The sequence below is a fragment of the Gimesia panareensis genome (assembly GCF_007748155.1).
Lineage (GTDB): Bacteria > Planctomycetota > Planctomycetia > Planctomycetales > Planctomycetaceae > Gimesia > Gimesia panareensis.
This window is the reverse complement of the sequence record NZ_CP037421.1, coordinates 5,607,913-5,633,322: the sequence shown is the minus strand read 5'-3', so window position 1 is coordinate 5,633,322 and position 25,410 is coordinate 5,607,913. Positions and strand designations below refer to the sequence as shown.

The following is a 25,410-nucleotide window of genomic DNA, read 5'->3' as shown; positions in this document are numbered from 1 at the left end:
TTGCGTATTTTTGCTGATTTTTAAACCAGATGGAATATAATGAAGGTAAGCATAAGCTCAATCTTCAAAGAATCTTACCTTCACTCCAGACCACACCGTGTCAGAGTGAGAAGCTAGCGCTCCTCTACGTCATACTGTGGTTCCTACCTGAAAACTGCCGGGAAATAAAATGAAGATGCCTGCGAGTTTACGAGATTGTTTCTTTTCTTTCGTAACACAGACGACTACCGGACTGTTTACACTGATCTGTCTGCTGACGCTCTCTCCCGTCAACGCAGCCGAGCAGAAACCGAACCAGGAACAGGTTCACTTCTTCGAGTCCAAAATCCGACCACTGCTGATCAAGCACTGCTACGACTGTCACGGCGAAGATGCCCAGGAGTCGGGCCTGCGTGTCGACAACTTTGAGGGCATCGTCAAAGGGGGCAAAGCCGGCTCCCTGATCGTACCCGGTAAACCGGAGCAGAGTCTGTTGATCACGGCGGTGAACTATCAGTCGAACGATTTGCAGATGCCCCCCGAAGAGAAGCTGAGCAAACAGGAAATCAAGGACCTGAGTGACTGGGTCAAGATGGGGGCACCGTATCCCAATGCCGATCTGAGCAAGCTGCGTGCTGCCAGCGACAAGGGCAAATACGATCTGGAAAAGGAGCGTGAGTTCTGGTCCTTCAAGCCCGTACGCAAACCCGCTCTGCCGAAAGTCAAAAACCAGGAGTGGGTGAAAAATCCCATTGACCAGTTTGTCCTGCACAAGCTGGAAGCAGCAGGCCTGCAACCTGCCTCGCCTGCCGACAAACGCACGCTGATTCGACGGACCACGTTTGACCTGACCGGACTGCCTCCCACGCCGGAAGAAATCGAGAACTTCCTCAACGATACTTCTCCGAATGCGTTTGAGAAAGTAGTCGATCGCCTGCTGGCCTCGCCGCATTACGGTGAGCACTGGGGCCGACACTGGCTGGACGTGGCCCGCTATGCGGATTCCAACGGCCTGGATGAAAACATCGCCTACGGCACCGCCTGGAAGTACCGGGATTATGTCGTCAATGCCTTCAATAAAGATAAACCGTATGACGTGTTCCTGAAGGAGCAGTTGGCCGGCGATCTGATGGAACCGGCTGAGAGCGTGGCGCAGCGGAATGAACGACTGATCGCGACCGGCTTCCTCTCGCTGGGCCCCAAAGTCCTTGCGGAAGTCGATGCCACTAAAATGGAAATGGATATCATCGACGAGCAGATCAATACGATCGGCGTCTCCATGATGGGGCTGACCCTGGGGTGTGCCCGCTGCCATGATCACAAATTCGATCCGATTTCTGCCCACGATTACTATGGTCTGGCAGGGATTCTCAAAAGTACCAAGATCATGGAACACTATAATAAGGTGGCCCGCTGGTACGAAAATCCCCTGGCAACACCGGAACAGCTCAAGGAGCAGGCCGAATGGGATCAGAAGATTAAAGTCGAAGAAGACAAAATCGCAGCTCTGGTCAAATCAGAAAATGAACGCTTGCAGAAAGAGGGGGGTAAAGACTTCAAACTTCCCGCGAAGCCGGAAGGTTCTTATGCCAAAGAGGCCCAGGCGGAATTGAAGAATCTGCGGGCCGAGGTGGCATCGCTGAAAAAGGCCCGTCCTGAAATCCCTACCGCATTGGGGGCAGCAGAACGGGAAATCACCGATGTGCCGATTCATATTCGGGGCAGCCATCTGACGCTGGGCGAAACCGTGCCCCGGCACGTTCCCGTCGTCTTGACTCCTGAACCCAAAACACCCTTCCCCCAAGAGCAGAGCGGTCGCCTGAAGTTCGCCGAGTGGCTGGTCAACCGCGAGCATCCACTGACTTCCCGGGTGATTACCAACCGGGTCTGGCGCTGGCACTTTGGTAAGGGGATTGTAGCCACAACCGATAACTTCGGGAAACTGGGCGCAAAGCCGACCAATCAACCACTCCTGGACTGGATGGCCGCTACCCTGATGGATGAGGGCTGGTCGCTCAAGGATCTCCATCGCATGATTCTGCTCTCCAATACCTGGCAGATGAGCAGCGAATGGAATGCGAAAGCGGCTGCCGTCGATCCCGATAACCAGTTGCTCTGGCACGCGGATATCCGCCGCCTCGAAGCCGAATCGATTCGCGATTCGATGCTGGCGGTCAGTGACGGGCTGGACCTCACCATGGGCGGGTCGCTGATGAACGTTGCCAACCGCGCGTTTGTCTTCAATCACGAATCCAAAGATGGCGTCACATATGATTTCAACCGACGCTCCCTCTACCTGCCGGTAATTCGCAACCACCTGTTTGGCATGTTCATGCTGTTCGATTATGCGGACGCCAGCGTCCTCAACGGGAACCGGTCGTCGACCACGGTCGCTCCGCAGGCGCTGTTCATGCTCAACAGTCATCTGATCGAAAATGCGTCGCAGCGGATGGCGGATCAGATTCAGCATGAAACATCCCTGTCACCCGAACAAAAGATTCAGAAACTGTTTCTGAAATCATTCGGACGCATGCCGACAGAAATGGAAATCACGAAATCATTGCAGTTCCTGGAGGAAGTTGAACAGGATTTCCAGACTGAAACGAGTTCTTCGGAAGAACGGATCACACGTGCCTGGCAGGTGCTCTGCCAGTCGCTGTTGGCGTCGAGTGAATTCATCTATCTGCGATAGTGTTTCCTCCAGCCAGTACATGAATCCATTATTTATAAAAAGTTATCGAGACCTGCCATGAGTATCCTGCCTCAATCACTGTTTTCCCGCCGGGATCTGTTAAAGAAATCAGCAATTGGTTTCGGAAATCTCGCGCTGCTCTCCATGTTGAATGAAGAGTCCAAAGCAGCCTCGTCGAAAGATCCACTGGCTCCCAAACAGCCACATTTTACGCCGCGTGCCAAGCGGGTGATCTTCCTGTTCATGAAGGGAGGCCCCTCCCACATGGACACGTTCGATTACAAGCCCCAGCTGCAGAAATACGACGGCAAACCGCTGCCCTTCGATAAACCCCGGGTGCAGTTTGCTCCTACCGGCAATCTGTTGAAGTCGCCCTGGAAGTTCAAGCAGTACGGCGAGAGCGGAATTCATGTGAGCGAACTGTTTCCCCATGTCGCAGAATGCGTGGACGATCTCTGTATTCTCAACTCGGTCTATGGAACCAACGCCGCCCACGGTGGTGCCCTGTTGAAGCTGCATACAGGCAGCGATGCGTTCGTGCGTCCCAGTATGGGCTCCTGGGTGACCTACGGCCTGGGAACGGAAAATCAGAATCTGCCCGGCTTCATCACCATCTGCCCGACACTCGCACATGGTGGTGTGAAAAACTGGAGCTCTGCCTTCCTGCCCGCTCCCTACCAGGGAACACCGCTGGGGAATGCGGCCGTCGCTGCAGAGAATGCACAGATCGAGTACATCAAGAACACGTTCCTCTCCCGCAAAGTACAGCGGAAGCAGGTGGAGTTCATGAACGAACTGAACCGGATGCACCAGGATCAGACCGGTCCCAACCAGGTCCTCGATGCCCGCATCGGCAGCTTCGAACTCGCCTTCCGCATGCAGGAAGAAGTCCCCCAGGTTCAGGATATCTCAGACGAGTCCGAAGCCACCCAGAAGATGTATGGACTGGATCAGAAAGAGACCGCCGACTTCGGTCGTCAGTGTCTGATGGCCCGTCGATTTGCAGAGCGGGGCGTCCGCTTCATTCAGGTTTCCCACAGTGACCAGAAAGTTCAGTGGGACCAGCACAGCAACCTGTATGAAGGGCATACGAAAAATGCGAAAGAGGTCGATCAGCCCATCGCAGCCCTGTTGAAAGACCTCAAGCAGCGTGGCCTGCTCAAGGATACCCTCGTGGTCTGGGGAGGCGAATTCGGCCGGACACCGACGGCCCAGGGGAAGAACGGCCGCGATCACAACCCCGAAGGCTTCACGATGTGGATGGCCGGTGGCGGCGTGAAAGCCGGCTTCCAGTACGGGGCGACCGATGAATTCGGATATTATGCCACCAAAGACAAAATGCACATTCACGATTTCCACGCGACAATGTTACACATTCTCGGCATGAATCATGAGCAGCTGACCTATCGCTATGCCGGTCGCGATTTCCGCCTGACCGATATTGCCGGTCATGTGGCACACGGCGTGCTGGCGTAAGTGTCCAGTTCGTCTGCACATGAGAGTAAATACTTAACAGCCCTGGCTTTTCTGAGTCAGGGCTGTTTTATTGCGCAAACCTCACTATTTTTCAGGTCTGTCTGATCCCTGTCTTCAGGGGGTGCGTTGAGATTAAGATAAATCAGCGCGCATGTCTTCCGGCAGCGATTGAAAAACGCAATCCGGGCAGACTATGATTCAGAGACCGGATGCTTGCATGTCTGTCGTCTCTGTTCTATGGTGTCTACCCGCAGCTGTGAGCAGCATTTTTTATCAGATTCTATTTATGAAACAGCAGTTATGAGTTCCCAAGACAAAAAGAAGTGGCGTTCGACGACGATCCTGACAGTCCGGCATGGCGGAAAAGTGGCCATCGGCGGTGATGGACAGGTAACACACGGCGATACTGTGATGAAAAGCGATACCCGCAAGATCCGCAAAATTCTGGATGGTCAGATTGTCTGCGGCTTTGCGGGCTCGACCGCAGATGCGTTTTCGCTGCTGGAACGGTTTGAAGTCAAGGCCCGTGACTATCCCGGCAATATGCCCCGTGCGGCGACCGAACTGGCCCGTGACTGGCGTACCGATCGTATCTTGCGGAAACTCGAAGCGCTGATCATCGTCGTCAACACCGAGCACAGTCTGCTGATCACCGGGCAAGGGGATGTCGTGGTTCCCTCGGATGGAATCATCGGCATCGGTTCCGGGGGCAACTATGCCACCGCCGCTGCCCGGGCGCTGGTGGGACATTCGCAGTTGTCTGCACCGGAAATCGTGAAAACCTCGTTAGGTATCGCTTCTGAAATCGATATCTATACGAATAATAATATCATCGTGGAGGAGTTGGAGTGCACGAATTAACCCCCCGGCAGATTGTTGCCGAACTCGATAAACATATTGTCGGTCAGGATGATGCCAAGCGTGCTGTCGCAATCGCCCTGCGAAACCGCTGGCGCTGGCAGCAGCTGCCGGATGAACTCCGCAAGGAGATCACGCCGAAGAACATTGTGATGATCGGTCCGACCGGGGTTGGTAAAACCGAGATCACGCGCCGGCTGGCGCAACTGATCGATGCTCCGTTTATCAAAGTGGAAGCCACCAAGTACACCGAGGTCGGCTATTACGGTCGCGATGTCGAGAGCATGGTTCGCGACCTGGTCGATTCTGCCAAGAACCTGGTGCGTGAGAAAAAACGGGTGGAACTGGTGGATAAAGCCAAAGCCCGCGTCGAAGAACGACTGCTCGACCTCTTGATCCCCCGACCGGAGTGGGAATCTTCGTTCCGGGAATCGACGGAGGATGCGAAGGAAGAGGATTCCCAGGAACGCTACGAGCGAACCCGGGACAAGTTTCGCACCATGCTCAGCCAGGGCGCCCTGGAAGAGAAGGAAGTCGAAATCTCAGTCGACCAGAAAAGCTCCCCGGTGCAGGTCTTCTCCAACATGGGGATGGACCAGATGGACGTGGATCTGCAGGGCATGTTCGAACGCATCATGCCTCAGCAGAGCAAGCATCGTAAGCTGACTGTCAAAGAGGCGCGTAAGGTGCTGCTCGAACAGGAAGTGGAAGGCCTGATGGACAAGGATGCGATTGCCGAGGAAGCGATCGAACTTGCCGAACGGCACGGGATTGTGTTCATCGATGAGATCGACAAGATCTGTACCTCCGAGGAAGGGGGGAATCGCAGCGGCGATGTCAGTCGCCAGGGTGTACAGCGCGACCTGCTTCCCATCGTGGAAGGGACGACGGTGCAGACCCGCAGCGGTTCGGTCAAAACCGATTACATGCTGTTCATCGCCGCGGGCGCGTTTCACCGCACCAAGCCTTCTGACCTGATGCCCGAACTGCAGGGACGTTTCCCGATTCGCGTCGAACTGCAGGAACTGACCCGGGAGGACTTCCTTCGCATTCTGACCGAACCAACCAGTTCGATCACGATGCAGTATCAGGCACTGCTTAAAACCGAAGGTGTGCAGGTCAAGTTCGAACAGGACGGACTGGAAGAACTGGCCGATATCGCCTTTCAGGTGAACCAGACGACACAGAACATCGGGGCGCGTCGCCTGCATACGATTCTGGAGCGTCTGCTGGAAGAAGTCAGCTATGAAGCACCTGATCTGAAAACCAAGAAGATCACAATCGACGCCGCTTACGTGCAGCAGAAACTGCATACGATCGTGGAAGACGAAGATCTCAGTAAATTTATCCTGTGATTCTCCGATAAAGAGTTAATCAAACAGAGCCCCGCTGCAAAACCATGCAGCGGGGCTCTGTTGTTTTACTCAATCAGCAAATCAGTCGACTGAAAGAAGTCAGCCAATTCGTATCTTAGAATTCACCAATGACATTTCCGTCCTGGATCTTTCCCAGATTTTCGTAGGTGGTGCCGTCGATGTTTTCACTCAGGAAACGGACTCCGCCGTCGGCCAGCAGGAAATGAGCTCCGCCAGTGTGCTGGCTGCTGAAGGCCCAGGCCAGCGTTCCGTTGATCAGTGAGCCGGGGTGGTTTTCGGTTTTCCAGACACAGGAGGCGGTTTTTCCGTTGTCGTAGTAACCGACCCAGATGCCGCCGTTATACGTATTTGCGCCCACACGACCTCGTGCCGTTTCCCCAATCAGAACCGTATTACTCGTGCCATCGGTGATGTCGCGAATTTTTGTGTTACTGTTTGACCAGAAGGAACCATTCCCGCCCGCGGCATTATGGGGACTGGAATTGATGGTTGATCCGATCCCCCGGCTGCCATAGACTGCCTTGTAATTGGAAGTAGCATGCCCGCCGCGATCCGAGTTCAGATCGCTGCCGACATCAGAAGGGCAGCGGAACAGGGGGATCTTTGTTTTCGTCTGCTGAGTCGGAGTGGTGCTCAGGTTGGCAGACGATACATTCAGTGCGTTATAGAGGTTTGCCTGGTCAACAAAAGGCAGCAACATGGTGCTCCAGCCCCAGCCGGGAAGACAGCCACCTGTGCTGCTGGCAGAAGGCTGGCAGGAAGCGGACAGCGATCGCTGTACCCAGCCGGGAGGCAGGCAGCGAAAGGTCTCATGATAGTTGTGAAATGCCAGACCGAGCTGTTTGACATTGTTTTTACAGGTACTGCGGCGGGCGGCTTCGCGTGCCTGCTGGACGGCTGGCAGTAATAAAGCGATCAGGATCGCAATAATGGCAATGACGACGAGTAGTTCGATCAACGTAAAACCCACACGACGGACGGGTTTGATGCTGCGAGGCTGCATCTTGACTCTCCAGTAGTTAGAATAAAAAATTGATGAATGAAACTGTGGGAAGCACGCGGGAGCGCGATCCGGGAAGGCTGTCAACAGGGAGGGACTCTTATAGTAATTGAGGCATCAGCAGAAGCTGATGGATACACTGACAGAGACGGCTCGTTATGCTGATTTGAAGTTAGCAAACAGCGATTCCATATTCTGATACCGCTGGCTGGCTCAATCTCACGCAAAATTTTTAAGAGTTTCAAAATATAGTGTTCCTGAACTTGGGGATCAAGTGTCTGTATTCAGGGCAGGGGCAGTTTGAAAAAATGTACAAGTTTCTCAATCAGTAGATCTGATAACAGTGATTGGACGCAGCAGGGATGGATGAAGACTGGGATTCTGAATATGACGAAGATTATGGTCCCGATTCCGACTTTGATGATGACTGGGAATCAGAGACGATTGTCTGTTCCCACTGCGGCGCGGACGTTTACGAAGACGCCGTCTCCTGTCCGATTTGTGGAGAGTACCTGACAGCCAATACGGATCCTCTGAGTGATCGTCCGTCGTGGTGGGTTTTCCTGGGAATTCTGGGCGTGGTTGCGACCATTTTCAGCCTGATCTTTTTGTCTTAAAGTGGGAATGGGCAGCGAATGCAATTTCAAAAATGGATTCTGGGGTCTCGTTCTCCCCGTCGCAGGGAACTGTTAATGCAGCTGGTCCCGGAATCGGCAATCCAAGTCATTCCTCCTCTGGATCCCGACGAAGCGGGATTTGAAGATTTACATGACCTGACCGGAATTCAGGAACGGCTGGCTGAGATCTGTCGAGATAAAAACGAAGATGTCTTCGAGCAGGTGCAGTCTGACGATTTCGAGAATACGCTCCTGTTGACCTCCGATACCATTATTGTGGTCGAGCGCCAGGCAGGGTATTTTGTGGTTCTGGGGCAGCCTGTAGCGAATACCGGCTGGGAACAGGAAGTGCGCGACTGGTTTTTAGAAGATTATGCCGGCAAGACGCATCGAGTCATTACGGGGCTCTGTTTGCGTTCGTCCGCGAAAACCGTGATGGAATTCTCTCAAACGCTGGTCAGTTTTCACGAGCGGGAATTTGTACGGGAACATCTGGACTGGTACCTCTCGACCGGGGAGTCACTGGGAAAAGCCGGAGGCTATGCTGTTCAGGGGGCGGGCAGTATCTTTGTGAAACGGATTGAAGGCAGCCTGACCAATGTAGTAGGATTGCCCCTGGAAAAATTATTGCCGTTTGTCAGCTGAAACATTTTCGAAGTTAAAAAGATCTCATGTCATTGATTAAGTGGAGCACCGTCGAATCGCCTGAAATCAGCATCGGCAATCGCAGACTCCGTTCCCGTTATTTCCTGTCACCCCTGGCAGGCTACACGCAGCACGCCTTTCGTGTCGCGCTACGCCGACTGGGCGGCGTTGGGTTATGTACGACCGATCTGGTGCTGGCCTCGCATCTATTGGCCGGCAGCAGGAAATCAAAGGCGTTACTCAAAACTTCCCCAGCAGACCGTCCTTTGACTGTCCAGATATTTGGCGGTGTCACTGAAGAACTGGTGAAGGCCGCCCGCTGGCTGGAAGCAGCCGGCTATGAGGCCGTGGATCTGAATATGGGTTGTCCGATGGCTAAAATCAACGGCAATGGCGGCGGAGCCCGGATTATGTGCTCCCCGGAAAAAGCCTCCCAGATGGTGGCGGATGTGGTGGATGCCGTTTCTTTGCCGGTCACGGTTAAGATGCGACTGGGCTGGGATCGCGATTCAATCACAGCCCCGCTGCTGGCCCGGGAGTTCGAACAGGCGGGCGTGGCTGCGATTACCATTCATGGGCGAACTCGCAATCAGGGCTTTGGTGGCAGTGTCGATCTGGATGGGATCAGGCAGACGGTGGAAGCGGTACAGGATATCCCCGTGGTCGGGAACGGTGATGTCTGTACGGTCGAGGATGCCTTTCGCATGCGGAAGGAGACCGGTTGCCAGGCGGTTTCCATTGGACGGGGCGCGATGCTGGATCCCTGGATCTTTCGCAAAATTGAACGGACCGTGTCAGGAGATACGCCGGTTACGGAACCGACCCGCGAAGAACAGATCGCATTCCTGGAACATCATTTTCGCCTGATGATCGAACATTACGATAATTATGGATGCCAGCTGATCCGGAAATTCGCCGCCTGGTACGGCGCCCGCCTGGGAATTCCGGAAGACCTGGAAGACCGCCTGCGTCGCCTGGAGTCCAGCGATGAGTTCACAGAGATCGTTTCCCAGATTCGTGAACGACACGGGGAGCGTGCTTCATCCGTACCGACGGCTTTGGTCAAAACCCCCAACGGTCCAGTGGAACGCTGGTAGACGTCATAAAAAAACACAGCCCCTGAGAAACGCATTTCTCGGGGGCTGTGTGGTTAACGTGGGGTAGTGACTGTTATTGACGGATGTCGTTGGCACCCGCATTATTGATATCCAGACCCAGGTCGAGCAGGAACCAGTCATCGCCACGGGCAACGGCACCATACAGCTGGTCCAGTTCCCCGTCGTCGAAGACAGTGGTGTCGTCCAGGCGAACGTTATTCACACCGGCGGTCGTATTGCCCACGCGAGTACTGATGCTGGCGACGCGGTCACCAAACGGGTCGGCAGAGATCCATTCCTGGTAAATGGCGAACAATTGGGTCATGCCGTTATCATAGATCGTTGCACCACCAATCAGGATGTCGCCATTCTGGCCGTAGTCGGTATAGAGCGACTCGTTATGCCCCCGGATAAAGTCGGACCCGAAACCACCAATCAGAATATCAAATCCGTCAGGGCCCCCTTCGAGGGTATCGTTTCCATAACCACCGATCAGGACATCATTGCCCCAGCCACCGACGAGATAGTCGTTTCCGAGTCCGCCGAAGAACATCGATTCCCGGTCGTAGAAGGTATCGTCGGCAATGATCTGGTCATCGCCGCCCAGTCCCCAGGCGTAAACGCCGCCGGTGGGAGCGAACTCACCCATATTCACACCATTGATCCGTACCTGAACGATGTTGGTTTCGTTGGTCTGCGAGACCAGAATGACATCGTTACCCTGCGTACCGGTGATGAACAGCGCTGTTTTCCCGGGCCGGTTCGGGTCGGGGAGCAGGCCGGTATAACCCTGGGGCACAACCGTGACCAGGTAGTCTTCGACTTCCCCGTCCGCAGCAGCACCAGTGGCGGATAACCCACCAGCGGAGCTCAGACGGAAGCGGGCAGCGACGTCACCCACAACGACACCCAGTGGCACCGTAATGGATACGGTATTAGCCCCGGCCACGACAGACTGACTGGAAAGAATCTGCTCGTTGGCTTCCCAGGTCCCGTTACCGTTGAAGTCGATCCAGGCATCAACATAGCCGACACCGGACGAGATGATCGTGACAGTGGTTGAGGAATCACCGGCAATGATCGGGTTGAGCAGAATTCCATCGTCAGAATCCAGATTCGCCGTCAGCGATTCCTGGCCGTCGGCCTCTGCAGTTACTCCGGTCCCTAAATAAAGTCCGTTGTTGTTGATCGCATGTCGGGCACCATCTTCAGCAACGAGATTCGGGAATGAAGCCGGGGCATCACCAAAATCGACTCCGTTGCTGGCGACGATCAGGGCCGTGTCGGTAATCACTCTCGGGGTCGCAGTTCCAAAGGGACCGGCGAATTTGAGTACTTTACCCAGGTCAGTGTCGACGACGTACAGGTTATCATCCGGTCCGAAGGAAACGCCATAGGGCAGTTGAATGGTAGCGTTGAATGTGTAATCACCGTTGTCGATTGGAGCACCGGTGACTGGATCAAATCGGAGGATGCTTTCCGTGGCTCCGTTGGCGACATACAGCAGTCCGTCCGGACCGATCGTAATACCGCGGGGGTTTCGAAGGCCTCCTGTACCCTCAGCGATAAATGGACCTCCGGGAACCGGATCTCCATTGGAATCAAACTTCAGGATTTCGTGTGTTGAGAAGCTGGCCACATACAGGTTGCCGTTGGCGTCAAATGCCATGCCGTAAGGCTTGCCCATGCCCCCTTCACTACGGGCGACATATTCTTCGATAAAGGCACCTGTCAGACCGTCATAACGTAAGATGCGGTCACGCAGAAAGCCGGTGTCGGCCACATACAGGTCGGGAATACCGGGAGCTGATCCGGGCCCGAAGGCGATGAAACGCGGTTCAACGAGTCCACCACCGGAGGCAAAGACCCCCGAGCCGATAATCGAACCGGTCTGCCCGTCGTAGCGCAGAATCTGACCCGTATCAGAACTGGCGACATACAGGTTGCCATCCGGCCCGAAGGCGAGACCATTGGGGACATCGATGCCACCTGCACCGGGGATCACAAAGGAGCCCAGGGAGGCGCCTGTCTGACCGTCAAAGCGTTCGACGGTGTGATCGGAACCATCTCCATTTTCAAAACCATTGCTGACGTACAGATCGCCATCCGGTCCGAAGACCAGGTCACGCGGGCTGTTCAATCCGGATGCGACAAAGTCCCCCAGATAGTTACCTGGCTGTCCTTCTCCCGTATCGGCATCTGCATAGGCGGCAGTGATGGTTTCACCAAACACGACTTGCAGCACACCATCTCCGACGACCAGAGTACCGGGGGAAGAAGCCAGCGTTCCGGTGAAAGTTCCGTAACCGACCTCTGTCAAGGTGACGGTTTCCTGATCACCGCCGGTCGAAGTTACAGTCACATCGACTGTTCCTGCTCCCAGCAGGTCGCCGTCCGTCACTGTGATCGTGATCAGGTCGCCTGAGTCATACGTACTGTTATCGAAGGTGATCGTACCGTAGCGAGCTGCCGTCAGTTCAAGACGGTAGTCTTCGACTTCCCCGTCAGGAGCGTAGCCGGTGACCCCCAGGCCTGTCTGAGTACTGAAGCGGAAGCGGGCAAATGACTCTCCAATGACAAACTCACCCGCACCATGAGGGACATTGAATGTCAGTGGGTTTGAACCGGCCGTCAGAAATTGGTCTGTGAAGATCTGCTCGCTGGCTTCCCAGGTGCCGTTACCGTTGAAATCGATCCAGCCCTGGAGGTAACCTTCTCCTGAAGCGATTACGTCAATCTTCACAGTATTATCGGTTATCGAAATACCATTGGTCGGGTTACCTTGCGGGTCCAGGAAAACGATCCCGTCATCGTCCGCACCATCACCGGAGGCATCCGGGGTAGGTTGTCCATCGACGTCCTGGTCGATCGTCGCACCCAGGGTCAGTCCCCCCTTGAGATCATGCCAGGGACCATCGCTCGCCAGGAGCGTGTGGTAGGAATCCGGGGCGTCCCCATAATCCTGACCGTAGTTGGCACCGGTGGAGAGGCCAAAGGCCAGTGTATTGGGGCTGTCCTGGGTTCCAATGAATTCACTGAGAGCACCCACGTTGAAATCGACGTCGACGTCGTCACCTGTGCCAAAAATCCCATCGTTGCCCAGGCCGATCGTATTTGAAAGATACCCACCCGAGTCAATGATCTGTGAGGGAGAGGTGTAGTTCTGGGTATGCCATAAGCCGAAGAAGTGACCGGCTTCGTGAGTGACGATATTTCCGACGGCCACTCCGATCAGGTCAATGATACTGGTGGAGAAGTTTCGTGTAATATTATTCAAAGAGTTAGGGTCTGCCGCGTTGGTGCTGCTGAGCAGATCGAGCAGGACGACAGCAGATTCGGTCGTGTCAAAGTTACCGACATCGATCGATTCTGCGATACCAATGGTATAGACTCCCAGTTCATTGATCGTACCACCCACGATGACGCGACTGAGATTGGGGGTATTGGTTTCATCCAGGCCGGGATTGTCGTAGCTGTTTAAAATCTGGATGCCATAATCACCGGGAATATTGGAAGTGGCAAAATCACCGTTATTGGCCAGTCCCACATCAGCAAAATTTTCTTCAACTGTCGCCATGATCGCCCGGATGACAGCTTCTTCGTCGGCACTGGTCAATCCCCAGTTCCCCAGAAACGTATCCATGGCAGACAGGGAGACGGATGACGTATTATAGACGCTGTCGAAGAGAGCAGGATCAACGTCAGCACCATCAAAGTCGATATACAGTGTCTGAATGGCTCCCACCGGCTGCGTTTCCAGTTCCGGACGATAGGTTCGCAGCTGGAGGTCGTAGAAGCCGTTATCTCCGGTGACTCCGATATAGTAAGTACCCGCAACCGGTGCCACGACCGCAGCCGCGGCGTTTCCATCACCGGGCAGTGGACTGTTTGCCGGATACAGGTCGGCCAGGTAGAATGATGACTCCATCATCAGTGTTCCCGAGGGATCATACAGGGAAACCGTCTGACCTGAACCGGTGACATTGGCCCCCAAAACGTCTCCTGCTTCGAGCTGGACTGCATAATAGTCGATATCCTGGACGTTGCGACCAATGGTCAGGTCGTATGCCCCTTCCGCCAGAGAACCTGCTCCAACACCGTTTCCACTTGCTGAATCATAGGGGTCATTGGGGAATCCAGTGGCAAAACTGGTAACCGCTACGTAATAGTCACCAGACAGCGTGGCAGTGTAATCCAGCTGGCTGTCCAGAAATGTGCCGCCATCATCATCAAAATCGACCATGAAGCCGGAACTGTTATAAATCGCGACCATCGGGTCCAGGTTGAAGAACTGTGTGGAGTCCTTAACGGAAATCGAGATCCGCTCACCTGCCTGAACCCCACTGATTTTATAGAAATCAAAGTCACCGGTACCGGTTCCGCTGCTGCCATTGGGACCGTTACCCAGTTGCGCACCCAGAATCTGCATCGACTGACCAGTTGAGATGAAGATATCATTTGCCAGGTCGATAGAGCCGTCATCCTCAGGAAATTCAGAAAACAGAAAGCTGAAAGTAGAGTTAGTGAGGTAACCTGCAATATCTGCATCGTTCTGGTCGGTGATTCCGGTCCCCAAACCGGAGATCAACTGCGCTGTAGACAGATCGTCATTGACTCCGGTTGTGTTGATGCCCTCGCCTTCATTGACCGAGAAATTAGTAAAACTGCTGGGATTGTCTACCTGGCCCAGGTCATTTCTATGTCGTTCTTTTTCGATTTCCGAGGTAGGAGTCTGGGAACGTTGTTGCGCCTGTGTCTGATTGGTAAGCGCTCTGTTGGTCGGATTGCTTAATTCCTGCAATGCCTGTTCATTTAGATTATATTCACTGGCGATTGTCTCATAGAGGTTGGGATTGACCAGTGAATTGACAGCCGAGAGCAGGGTTCTGTCTTCCAGAAATTCCACTGTCGAAATTGAATTCATGGATGCATTCAGGCGTTGATTCTTCAAACGCTTTGCACGACCTCTGCGTAAACGTTGCAGAAATGAACCAATTCGACCAGGCTGGTGACGACGTTTAGTTCTCATAAACATCATTTGCATCTTTCCATATCATGCCAAAACAGGTCATGCTGTTTTCAGCGAGTCGCTTATCTTGAAGAGGATCTATAACTCTTTTATGTGAAACGGATTACGTTAAATAAATGTTCTGATGGCTGAGACAGGCCCTGCCTTCGCTCTCTGTCTCCCCACTTCAACAAGATCGGTTATCTGTTAAAATGGGCAAACTTATCACCGATTGTGCAGCAGCAAAACTACGTATGTCAAGTAAAAGATAAAAAAGATCGACGGAAAAGGGGCCGTTGATTCAGGTTTTGACGACCGTATGGCGCAGAACCGCTATCTTCTGGACGTCTGAACTCAGGATTTCTCACCATTGGCAAGACGATTTCCTCTTAAAAAATGAAGTTACTTTAGAGACCCTCAATTGATACCGCCAAATTCGGGATCCAGATAGCTGCCGAAAAAGTCGTCTGTAGCCTCTGTATCCTGTGTTTCCATCAGTTTCCGTTCTCCCGTAGCCAGGACCGGATCCATCACGGATGAGTCCGAAGTATGTTCGTGTCCCAGCAGATGGTTGAGTTCATGCAGCAGAACGGTCAACAGGTCGATCTGACCCGCTGCAGGACTCAATAGACCTGCTGAGAAGATCCGAGGATCATCGGTCGCATCAAACTCGGTATTCGAGAAGGGAGTACTGTCAACAAACCAGCCCCAGCCTGCTGCATTTACATCCAGATAGATCGTATTTGTGGTGGAATCAGCACGGGCCAGCTGGTTATCCGACAGTTCCACAATTTCAATTTTGACGTCACTCAGCTGCTCTACTGAGGTTTCATCTGTACTGGCTGCGACCTGCTGTTTTGCCGCCTCCAGAACAGGCTCAACTGCTTCACTGGTCAAAGGTTGAGTGCCGGTGTCGTCTGAGTTGATTGAAGCTGCGACCAGATTATTCTGCTGCCAGATTTCATCGAAATTCGGGGGGTAGACCAGAGCATTCCCCACCCCCTGAACGCGGTTATAATTTGCTGCCAGATAAGTCAGGTCTCGAAAATCAACTCGCCCTGAGTGATCAAAGTCAGCGGCCCAGGTGCCGTCTGCTCCGGAAGCGCCCGTGGTTTTGTTGTATACGGCAACGAATAGAATCAGGTCTCTGAAATCAATCCTGCCACTATCATCCAGGTCATATAACGCGGGCACCAGGGCCAGGTTGACTGCCGCACCTTCTGTCACTGCGGCATTCCCGACAGCAGAGCTGACTACACTGTTTGAGATCTGGAAATCAACATTCCCGACAGGATGGATGTACTCTCCGTCCGCATTCAGGTCAATGGGTTTCACAGACAGGTTGACGCGCGCCAGCAGGACGAGGGTTTCTGCGCCATAGGCTGTCTGGCTGGTCGAAGCCCCCAGCCCCGTAATGGTTCCATTGTTATTGTCGATGGTGCCAGTCTGACTTTGGGTAAATCCGGGGCCGTATTCTATCGAATCTGCCGTCAGGTAAGTGGCATCAAAACTGAAATCAACGGCTGCGGAAGCGACACCATTCTCCGTGGAATTGGTAATACTGACCCAGATTTCAACAACGACCGGGCTCCATTCATCCAGAAAGTCGACATTGGCTGGCAGCGAGCCGACCTGCCCTGTTCCTCCGGTGTTGGTAGCATTCCATTTCACCGTCAGATCTGCCGAGCCGAGGACCGATTCGGCTTCGTAGGCTCCGATGTCGACCCGGCTGGTGGAATCGTGGTTCCCGTCCGCAACGCGAGCAGATCCCCGTTGATCGAGTGTCAGTTCGGGAGTGAACGCAGACGGATCAAACCCGGGATCGCCGGCATCGATGGCGATACTGCTGGTATTCAGGGCATGAGTCAGTGTCAGACCACCATTGTCTGCCAGGGGGAGCAGGCCCGGATCCTGTCCGGTGATAAAATTGAATCCACTGATGTCGTTGAGAATGCCAGTGGCAGATTCGATCAGGCTGTATGTGCCGTTGACATAAGCATTGACATCGTTGCCTGAACTGGAAGCAGAGTTGTCGGCGATCAGCGTGTTATTGAGCGTGATCGTATTGAAAGCAGCATAGAGGCCACCCCCTGACTGGTTGGCCGTATTGCTGGCAATCGTGCTGTTGTTGATGATGCCACTTACAAAATCAATCGGATCAGAGAAGAAAATTCCACCACCGTTATACTCGGCCGAGTTGCCAGACAGAGTGGAATTGATCAAAGCCGTCGTATCGGCACCAGAGGAGATTGCACCGCCGTCTCCAAACAGAGCGGAGTTATCATAAAAAGTACTGCCGCGGACCGTCAGCGAACCGCCGGATTGTCTGAGCCCGCCCCCGGATCCGGAACTGCGATTCAGGTAAAACGTGGAATCTGTAACGGTGGTCGTGGTATCAAAGAGATAAAGCCCGCCCCCATCTGTGGCGGCCCCTGTGGTATTATCGGTGATGGTCGAACCGTTCAGGGTCAGGGTACCACCGTTCTGGTAAATACCGCCACCGCCTCCATTCGAACTGACATTGGTGGAAACGGTGCTGTTATTGAGTGTAATACTCGAATCGATCGCGTAAATTCCTCCGCCAAACCCTTCGGCATTGTTCTGGTCAACCGTGGTCCCGCTCAGAATGACGGAACCGGACTGGCTGACAATCCCGCCTCCGGAAGAATACTGGGAACTGTTGGACTGAATCAGTGAGTCGTAGATTTCCAGCGATCCTGTATTGTAGATCGCGCCTCCCAGATCGGAGGTACTCTGGTTACCAGTGATTTCGCTGTTGGTGAGCACCAGAGTTTCCGCATTAAAGATTGAGCCGCCGTTATCAGCGATTTTGCCATTAATCAGCTTCAGGTTCTGCAGCCCCACCACGAGATTGCTCACGAGACCATCGTTAATCGTGAAATGCCGATCACTGGCGGAAGCATTCAGGGTGAGTAAAGGGGCCCCCTCTGCCGAGGTGGGGGCAATGATGGTGACCGAGTCCGTAATCGCAAGATCACCTGAAAGAGCGATTTCAACTGGTGCCGTGTTCCCGGCAAACAGGGCCGGGTCAAACATGATGATGTCAGTTCCCTGGCCTGCCGGGGCAGCCCCCTGGGCGGTATCCAGATTCGCAGCCAGAATTGCCTGCCGTAAGGTGACTCGATTATTCGGATGCGTGTCGAACTTGCTGGTGACCAGGATGACGCCTTCCGGGGCAATCGAAAATTCGACGGTAGCAACATTCGAATAAGCCCCGAAATTATCTTTGACCCGATAGGTAAAGGAATCGATGCCCATGTAACCCGATCCATCGGGAGTAAATTGAACTTCATAGTCAGTTTCACCGACCTGGACAAGCGATACAGTGCCATGGGCGGGCTGGGATACGAATTCCGCCGATTGTTCATCGATGGTACCGTCACTGTCCGTGTCATTGGCAAAGATATCAAAAGACGCCGGCGTATCTCCCTGGAGGGCCACAAAGTCATTATTGGCGACAGGAGGGTCACTCACAATCAGTGTGACGATCTGAAAATCGATTCCAATACTCTGATAACCGACACCCACTACAAACTGGTAAACGCCGGACGCCAGGTTGGCGTCGGGTGTGATAGTCAGAATACCCTGATTGTTCAGATCAATATTAACTGTCAGTCCGTCAGGATCGTTGATGAGAGGTGTGAACCCATTATCAACCATGACCTGGGCATTCATATAATAGAACCCGGAATTGTTGTAGAGGGCAGTGGCATCAACGTCGACCGACTGCAACTGATACTGCAGGGTCTCGCCTGGTCTTGTTTCCAGGGTGGGGATGTCTAACAGGTAAGGATTGGCATCTGCCGGGTCAAAAACAACCTCTCCTCCCTCACTATGGGGAGGGGTAATGGAATCGGGCTGAACGTTGACCTGGAACTGGCGTTGTTGCTGATTGCCGTCCTGATCGGTGACGGTGACGGTAATTGTGGAACTGCCGCTGTACCCCTCCGGCGCATTTAAGAACAGGGTGCCGTTTTCCTGATCGGTAAAGACATCCACCGTCTCCATCGTGATGTCAAAAACGGGATCTTCTCCGTTGACGACAGGGACATTGCTGATGGCTTCGCGGACATCTTCCCCTTCTACCAGGTAGCCGAAAATCGTATTTTGGAAGTCGCGTGTCCGGTCGGACCCCTCTGTAATCACGAACTGGGAATCACTAAAGTCATCCAGAGCGTTATTAAACGGCTTGTAAGCGGAAAGCAGGCCAGACTGTACATGTTGGAGTTCCGGATGAAACTGATCATTGTACGGTCCCAGGTAGGAGCCGGCATTTCCAACACCCGTCGGATCTCCACCTCGAATCAATGAGTCGCTGAGGATTTTGAAGAAGGGGGAGCCGTTGTACCAGCCGTTCTCTGCCAGTTCGATAATGTGATCTGTGGCGCGGGGCACTCGGCCTTCGAACAGTTCAAAGACCATATCTCCGTAACCGGCAACAGAGATGCGCAGGCTGCGATTTCCGGTCAACACGCGCGCTGAGACAGTGGGGTTACTGCTCTCCACAGTGTAGGTCAGCGGACCGCCATCCGGATCAAATCCATCCAGGGCAACATGCAGTCCCGTGTTGGCCAGCAGATTTTGAGTGGGGATATCTTTGAGATAGGGACCGTCGGAATTCGTGATGGCAACCCCGGTCGCAGTTGCCAGATCCTGCAGGCTGTTGATCGAACTGCCTTCAATCAACGTGCCATCATTCAGTTTCCAGATCGGCCGAATGTCTTGGACGTTTGTAATTCCGACATCATTAGCACTGCCATTCAGAGTGCGATCGAAATTCGTAATGTCGACAAAGTTGAGGTAGGAAGCGCCATCTTCCAGTAGCGCTTTTTGTGCGGTGGTATCCGCATCCCAGGCAGCTCCATACAGTGTCACATTCGCTGCCGAGAGTGCCTGGCCAAAAGCGATGAGATCCTGACCACTGAGCAGGGTCCGGTCTTCCAGTTTTTCTGTCGCTGCAAGTGGAGTCGTCGCTTTTTTGAGCCGGCGATGATGCTGGCGACGTCGTGGTCTCCACAGGTTGTCAATCAATTTCGAAATCATTAATTCGGTATCTTTGTGTATGGGCAAATCAGAGTTGTCATTTGAATGCGGCCCTCTGGTGGATGTCCTCTGCAGGGGATCAGCACCTGCATGTTCAGGTCATGATTCTAAAGCAGCAGCAGTACCTAAAAAAACAGGCAATTTGGAATGTTTTCGATCTTTAGGGTAATTGTACCGAATGGGTGGTCAGTTTCTATATGACATAGCCAAAAAACAATCTGCATCGAATATGACGATTGGTTGCAATCAATCTAACATTTGCAGACTGAACAAGTCTGCTAATGTTGATTTAAGTCAACAAACTGTAACAACTTACCACAGCGATTTGATTTTGTAGTCCTCGCCGGGAATTTCCTGTTTTTGTTTGGTTGTCACTTCGTTCAATGGGTAAAATGATGCTGAAACAGGACAGATCAATCATGATCTCTGTGTCCTAAGTGTTTTAAATATCAAACCTTATATGAATATGAGGTTTCAGGACCTCAGGCGAGAAGATGTGCTGGCTTCGAGCAGTTGCTGTTCGATTTACTGCGTTATTTTTAGCCCGTCTGAGCGTCTTTTCTATAAGTAATCGCCGTCTGTTGTTCAGTGGCATCAAACGTCACGAGTCTGATCGCTTTTTCGAATTTGTAATTTAACCGCTCCTGGAGGCAACTTGAGCATCGCATCTCATAGCTATCATTGGATGAAAACCGGGTTTCGCCCTTCGAAATCCAGATTATCCCGCTGGAGCGCGCTGGCCGGTCAAATTATCAAACGCGGTGAATCGCTGAAGAAACTGACTGATGATCGACTGGAACGCTACTCACTGGAACTCCGCTGGCGTGCGAAATCGGGAGAGCCACTGAAGAAAATTCTGCCTGAAGCTTATGCACTGGTGCGCGAGTCAGCCTGGCGAACGCTGAAAATGGCCCATTTCCCCGTACAGTTGATGGGGGGGATGGCGCTGTTTGAAGGAGGCATCGCGGAGATGCAGACCGGGGAAGGGAAAACGCTGACTGCCGTTCTGCCTGCCTATCTCAGGGCATTAATGGGAAAAGGCTGCCATGTGGTTACAGTAAACGATTACCTGGCGAAACGTGACTCCGAGCTGATGGGGCCCGTTTTCAATAAGCTGGGGCTGTCAGTCGGTTGTATTACCTCTGATATGGAAGACGATGATCGACGGATCGCCTACGGTCTCGATATTACCTATGGCACCGCAAATGAAATGGGATTCGACTTTCTCCGGGACCGCATTCGTATTGGAGCCAGTGCCCCCGGTCAACTGGAGCAGGCCATTTCCAACCATAAATCTTCCGGAAAAGAACCACTGGTCCAACGGGGAAATTACTTTGCCCTGATCGACGAAGCAGACAGTGTCTTGATCGACGAAGCCCGGACACCGCTGATCATCGGGTTGATCCAGCCGAATGATGCCGCTTCGGTAAACCTCTTCCGCTGGAGCAATCGGGCCACACACCAGCTGGAATCCGAAGTCGACTATGTCTACGAACCCAAAAAGCGGTCTGCCTATCTGACTGATAACGGATGCCGTAAAGTCCTGCTGATGCCCAAGCCCTCGCTGTTGGATTCCATCGATACCGAACGCATTTACAAGCAGGTGGAACAGTCACTGGTCGCCCGCTTCGGATTTCTCAAAGATCGCGATTACGTTGTCGTGAATGATGAAGTCGTGATTGTTGATGAATCCACAGGGCGCATGATGGAAGGTCGTAAATGGCAGGACGGCTTACATCAGTCGATCGAAGCACAGGAGCACGTTCCCATCACCGCGGCGACCGGACAGGCCGCCCGCATCACCGTGCAGAGTTTCTTTCAGAATTACACCCATCTGGCCGGGATGACGGGAACGGCGGCACTGGCGGAAAAGGAGATCCGTAAAACCTACAAAGTCTCGGTGACTTCGATTCCCACACATCGTCCCTGTATCCGGGAAGGCAGTCAGCCCCGCATTTTTAAAACCCTGCAGGATAAGCGGTTAGCGGTTGTGGAAGAGATTGAGCGGCTGCGCGAAAAACGCTGCTCGATCCTGGTCGGGACTCCTTCTGTCGAAGCGTCAGAAGAACTGGGGGACCTGCTGGCAATGAAGGCGATTCCGCATCAGATCCTGAATGCCAAATATCATGAACAGGAAGCGGAGATTGTCAAAAAAGCGGGTGAACCCTCCCGGGTGACCATCGCCACGAACATGGCAGGGCGGGGAACCGATATTCTGTTGAAAGATACGGTTCGCGAAAATGGCGGTCTGCACGTCATCGCCACAGAGATGCATACCTCTGCCCGGATCGACCGCCAGCTAATCGGGCGGGCGGCCCGTCAGGGAGATCCGGGGCACTATCAATTCTTTCTTTCACTGGAAGACGAGTTGCTGCGGTGCCTGGAATTGAATCAGCTGGAGAATCTCATCCGCTCTGCTAAAGCAGACGATCGTGGCGAACTGTCGTCCGGCTGGATTTCATTTTTCAGGAAGACCCAGGACTTCCTGGAAAAACTGCACCGCAAGCAGCGTAAGGACATGCTCAAACAGGAAAAATTCCGGATTGAGATGTTTCATAAAATGGGGCTCGACCCTTATCTGGAATGGACCGAATAGAGTTGTGCTCTATGTTTGCGAGGGAAGCAGGCGATTCTTCGCATTCTCCCAGGTAATCTGAGATTCGATTTCCTGTCCCAGCTGCGATTCCTTGAGTTTATTCAGGCTGGACTCGAGGTAGAAGAACGGAAAATAGGAACCAAACAGGATCTGCTGATAGGGGACCTGTTTCATCAGTTTCTCAATGCCTCCTACTCCTTCCAGCATGGCGATTTCGATCGTCAGGTTGGGATTTTCTGTTAACCGTGTCAGGTTGGCGCCGCGCAGCGATTTCATGCCATTCAGAATGGTGACCTGTAACTGGTCATGCTGCTGCATCAGGCCGGGTAATGCATCAAATTTCACATCAGGAATCTGCATCAGTGGATGGTGTGTCCGATCATCTTCCATCCGCATCACAATCTGTATGAACAGGCCCCGTTCGGCTGCCATCGCGAACAGTTTCTTGACCGCGGGGTCGCTCAGCTCATATTCGTGATAATTGGGATGCAGTCGGATGCCGGGCATCTTCCACTGTTCATGGCAGGCGATCACATCCGCTTCCCAGCCGGGCAACCGGGGGTTGATGCTGCCGACAGGGATCAGGATCCCTTCACCGCTGGTCTGGCACTCTTTCACCAGTCGCTGATTGGCCGCCATCAGGTCCTTATGGAGTACGCCATCAAAACTGCCGGCCAGCGCCTGCTGTATCTGATTCTGTTTCAGCCTTCTGACCAGCGCTGCTGTTTCATCGTGAGGCAGTCGGCGGAAGGGCCAGCGTGACAGATAAACGTTGACGTCAAAAATCATACTTTGATCCCCTTCTCGTTCAAAATGGGGGTCAACAGACGCTTGAGGTTACCACCCAGAATCAGTCGCTTGGAAACTTCGGGAATATCGGCTCCCTGAACTTTGGCCAGCTGGGAGGCAAAACTCCGCCCGCCGATGTCACTGCCGTAGATCACACGCTCTGCTCCCAGGGTCCGGACCGCCATCTCCGTCATGCCGGCTGTCGGGTCGGAACCTCCAATGCCTGCATACAGATTCGGACTGTTCTGAATCGCCCGCAGACCGAGTTCCCAGTCGCCACCGGTGTGTCCCGCGACGATGGGAATCTCCGGATGCCGGGCCGCCATTAACGCCAGGTCACTGGGCGTCGATTCGCCTGTCAGGTTGCCACCGGTTTTAAACCAGGTGTGCTGGTAAATCAGGGCTTTCAGTTCTCCCGCGCGTTGAATTATCGGATCGATGGCCGGGTCGTTACAGCGGGCTGCGACCCACAACTTGACGCCGATCATGGGACCGTTTTTCACGCAGCGGTCCAGCTCCTGCAGGCTCTCTTCGACATACTTTGCATTCAGGTAGACAAAGCCGAAGGCCCGGTCGTGCCAGTGACTGATCGCCTGCATGACCTGATCGTTCTGTTCCCGGAACTGTTGGGGCGTGGGGTCGGTCAGAAACGGCCAGCCCATGAAAAAGATGAGACGTTCGACGCCCATCCGGTCTGCATAGACCATCAACTGGGCAATCCGTTCATCGACCGTTTTTCCTTCCACTCCGGAGAGGTGGCAGTGCAGGTCCCAGATCATTGTGATTCTTTCAGTTTTTGGTTTTGGGTTTGGCAGCTAAGGTAAAAGCGACTTCCGGAGGATGAGCATAGCTTTGCCAGATGGAATCGGTACCCGAGAGCGCCGGACCATCGTGCACCAGAAATCGGTAGCGACTGATATTGGGGCTGCCAGGCTCAATTTTCCAGTCGCCGAGCGCGCTGGGAGTGAAAACCATGTAAGGCATGGAAGGATGAATGCGTACCGGTTCCGGAAAGCGAAAATTGCCCGGGTGGCTCAAAATCGTAAACCCGCTGAAGGATTCATCAGCCGCATTCCTGCCGGAAATATCACACCAGAGGGAACGGTCATGATTGCCGTTTTCGCGTGTTTTTCCATTCGACGTCAGAAAGCGACAGTTTTCCTTCGTCCAGCCACGCCCACCACGAATCGCCATGCCTCCGTAATGATATTCGGGAAGAATCAGGGGACTGTCCGTCGCACAGCGGGCTTCGGACGTGATATCGTACATCCAGTAGGCGGGGTTTTTCTCCAGTTGATTCCAGACACGGATGGTCCAGATTTCCCGCAAAGCCACTTTTTCTGCAGGTCCGGTCAGATCGACGAATTCCTGTTCGACTTGCAGTTCACCAAAGACGGGACCGGACTGTTTTGACAGCAGTTTATGAAACCGGACCCGACCTTTGTTACTTTTGATCTCCCAGAAGTTGGTGGGGCGTCCTTCAAAAATGCATTTCGTATATGCCAGAAACTGGCCGCTCTGGTGCGCATGGTCGGGGGGAAATTCATCGGAAACGATTTTTCCGTGGGGAGTCACGATCGGGTGAATGTGAGCACTGCGTCCATAGAGCGGATGCAGATCCTTCGGCGCGGGAATGTGTTTGTAATTGTAATCCAGCACCTCATGCTTCCCTACCCGGATCTGGTAGGCCGTGCCCGTATCTTTGATCGTCACTTCCTGCGCCTGGGGAACTGCGCCTGCTTTCAGTTCCAGCACCCGGGTTTTACCCGGAGCCAGTGTGCCCCGGTAAATCCACCAGAGACGATCCGGCTGTGAGCCCCGCTTTTCGATCTGTGCCGGGATCGCAGTCTTTTTCTCAGATTGCAGATCAACCAGGTGGACGGCGTCCCCTGCGAAATCGATCTCAGGCAGTTCCACGCTGACAGGTTGATTTTGAACCGGCGTCTGGCCGGCTGTAATACTGACTTTGCCGAGCGTGGACTTTTCTACCGCTTTGACCGCCGATGTAAAGCAGACGAAGCTGATCGTCAGAAAAAGTAAACCTGTGAGGCGCTGTATTCGATACATGAGCTTGCTCTGTCTGGCAAAAGAGTGATGTCACGATTCCACTCTCTTTATGCTACCCCCGGATCAGAAGCGGTTGCAACATTCGGGCGGTGGATTATTCAGGAACCCACAGAATGACGCTGTGCCAACGAGGAGAACTGCCTGAA

Annotated in this window: 14 protein-coding genes; 8 read left to right on the top strand and 6 right to left on the bottom strand. The window is 53.4% G+C overall.

Annotated elements, in window-relative coordinates:
* The first annotated feature begins 175 nt into the window (after positions 1–175).
* The 4 genes from Enr10x_RS21055 to hslU all read left to right on the top strand — a co-directional run bounded on the left by Enr10x_RS21055 (position 176) and on the right by hslU (position 6,360).
* The gene (locus tag Enr10x_RS21055) at positions 176–2,671 is read left to right on the top strand and encodes a PSD1 and planctomycete cytochrome C domain-containing protein (RefSeq protein ID WP_232093082.1); all 2,496 of its coding nucleotides are present in this window, start codon (positions 176–178) and stop codon (positions 2,669–2,671) included.
* A 57-nt stretch (positions 2,672–2,728) separates the two neighbouring features.
* Positions 2,729–4,147: a DUF1501 domain-containing protein gene (locus tag Enr10x_RS21050; RefSeq protein ID WP_145112386.1), complete on the top strand. Its 1,419-nt coding sequence runs from the start codon at positions 2,729–2,731 to the stop codon at positions 4,145–4,147.
* A 300-nt stretch (positions 4,148–4,447) separates the two neighbouring features.
* Positions 4,448–5,008 (top strand): ATP-dependent protease subunit HslV, encoded by a 561-nt coding sequence (gene hslV, locus Enr10x_RS21045; protein WP_145451285.1) that lies wholly within the window; start codon positions 4,448–4,450, stop codon positions 5,006–5,008.
* Positions 4,996–6,360: an ATP-dependent protease ATPase subunit HslU gene (gene hslU, locus Enr10x_RS21040; protein ID WP_145112382.1), complete on the top strand. Its 1,365-nt coding sequence runs from the start codon at positions 4,996–4,998 to the stop codon at positions 6,358–6,360. Before hslV ends, hslU begins: the two co-directional genes overlap by 13 nt.
* Before the next feature lie 115 nt (positions 6,361–6,475).
* On the opposite strand, the gene Enr10x_RS21035 is transcribed toward hslU, so the two are convergent.
* A complete protein-coding gene (locus Enr10x_RS21035; protein WP_145451284.1) occupies positions 6,476–7,384 on the bottom strand; it encodes a DUF1559 domain-containing protein in 909 nt (302 codons plus the stop codon).
* Positions 7,385–7,743: 359 nt separating this feature from the next.
* Between Enr10x_RS21035 and Enr10x_RS21030 the strand changes: the two genes are divergently transcribed.
* From Enr10x_RS21030 to Enr10x_RS21020, 3 genes are read left to right on the top strand one after another with little or no spacing between them, the layout of a single operon-like run.
* Positions 7,744–7,998, top strand: coding sequence for a zinc-ribbon domain-containing protein (locus Enr10x_RS21030; protein WP_145451283.1), 255 nt, complete (start codon positions 7,744–7,746; stop codon positions 7,996–7,998).
* 18 nt (positions 7,999–8,016) lie between these two features.
* A complete protein-coding gene (locus tag Enr10x_RS21025) occupies positions 8,017–8,643 on the top strand; it encodes a Maf family protein (protein WP_145451282.1) in 627 nt (208 codons plus the stop codon).
* 26 nt (positions 8,644–8,669) lie between these two features.
* Entirely contained in the window at positions 8,670–9,740 is a 1,071-nt protein-coding gene (locus Enr10x_RS21020) for a tRNA dihydrouridine synthase (RefSeq protein WP_145112374.1), read from the top strand.
* Between the two features lie 73 nt (positions 9,741–9,813).
* Here the strand turns inward: Enr10x_RS21020 and Enr10x_RS21015 are convergent, their stop codons facing one another.
* Both Enr10x_RS21015 and Enr10x_RS21010 read right to left on the bottom strand, forming a co-directional pair.
* The gene (locus Enr10x_RS21015; RefSeq protein ID WP_145451281.1) at positions 9,814–14,664 is read right to left on the bottom strand and encodes a GEVED domain-containing protein; all 4,851 of its coding nucleotides are present in this window, start codon (positions 14,662–14,664) and stop codon (positions 9,814–9,816) included.
* 501 nt (positions 14,665–15,165) lie between these two features.
* Positions 15,166–19,812, bottom strand: a complete 4,647-nt coding sequence (locus Enr10x_RS21010) for a peptidylprolyl isomerase (protein ID WP_145451280.1) — start codon at positions 19,810–19,812, stop codon at positions 15,166–15,168.
* Between the two features lie 655 nt (positions 19,813–20,467).
* Here Enr10x_RS21010 and Enr10x_RS21005 point away from each other — a divergent pair.
* The gene (locus tag Enr10x_RS21005; protein WP_145451279.1) at positions 20,468–22,408 is read left to right on the top strand and encodes a preprotein translocase subunit SecA; all 1,941 of its coding nucleotides are present in this window, start codon (positions 20,468–20,470) and stop codon (positions 22,406–22,408) included.
* Between the two features lie 9 nt (positions 22,409–22,417).
* Here Enr10x_RS21005 and Enr10x_RS21000 read toward each other — a convergent pair whose 3' ends face one another.
* Genes Enr10x_RS21000 through Enr10x_RS20990 form a run of 3 tightly spaced genes read right to left on the bottom strand, consistent with a single transcriptional unit; the run spans position 22,418 to position 25,264 of the window.
* Positions 22,418–23,197, bottom strand: coding sequence for an amidohydrolase family protein (locus tag Enr10x_RS21000; protein WP_145112366.1), 780 nt, complete (start codon positions 23,195–23,197; stop codon positions 22,418–22,420).
* Positions 23,194–23,976, bottom strand: a complete 783-nt coding sequence (locus tag Enr10x_RS20995; protein ID WP_145451278.1) for an amidohydrolase family protein — start codon at positions 23,974–23,976, stop codon at positions 23,194–23,196. The genes Enr10x_RS21000 and Enr10x_RS20995 overlap by 4 nt, the downstream gene beginning before the upstream one ends.
* Positions 23,977–23,986: 10 nt before the next feature.
* The gene (locus tag Enr10x_RS20990; protein ID WP_145112362.1) at positions 23,987–25,264 is read right to left on the bottom strand and encodes a DUF6807 domain-containing protein; all 1,278 of its coding nucleotides are present in this window, start codon (positions 25,262–25,264) and stop codon (positions 23,987–23,989) included.
* Between the last annotated feature and the right edge of the window lie 146 nt (positions 25,265–25,410).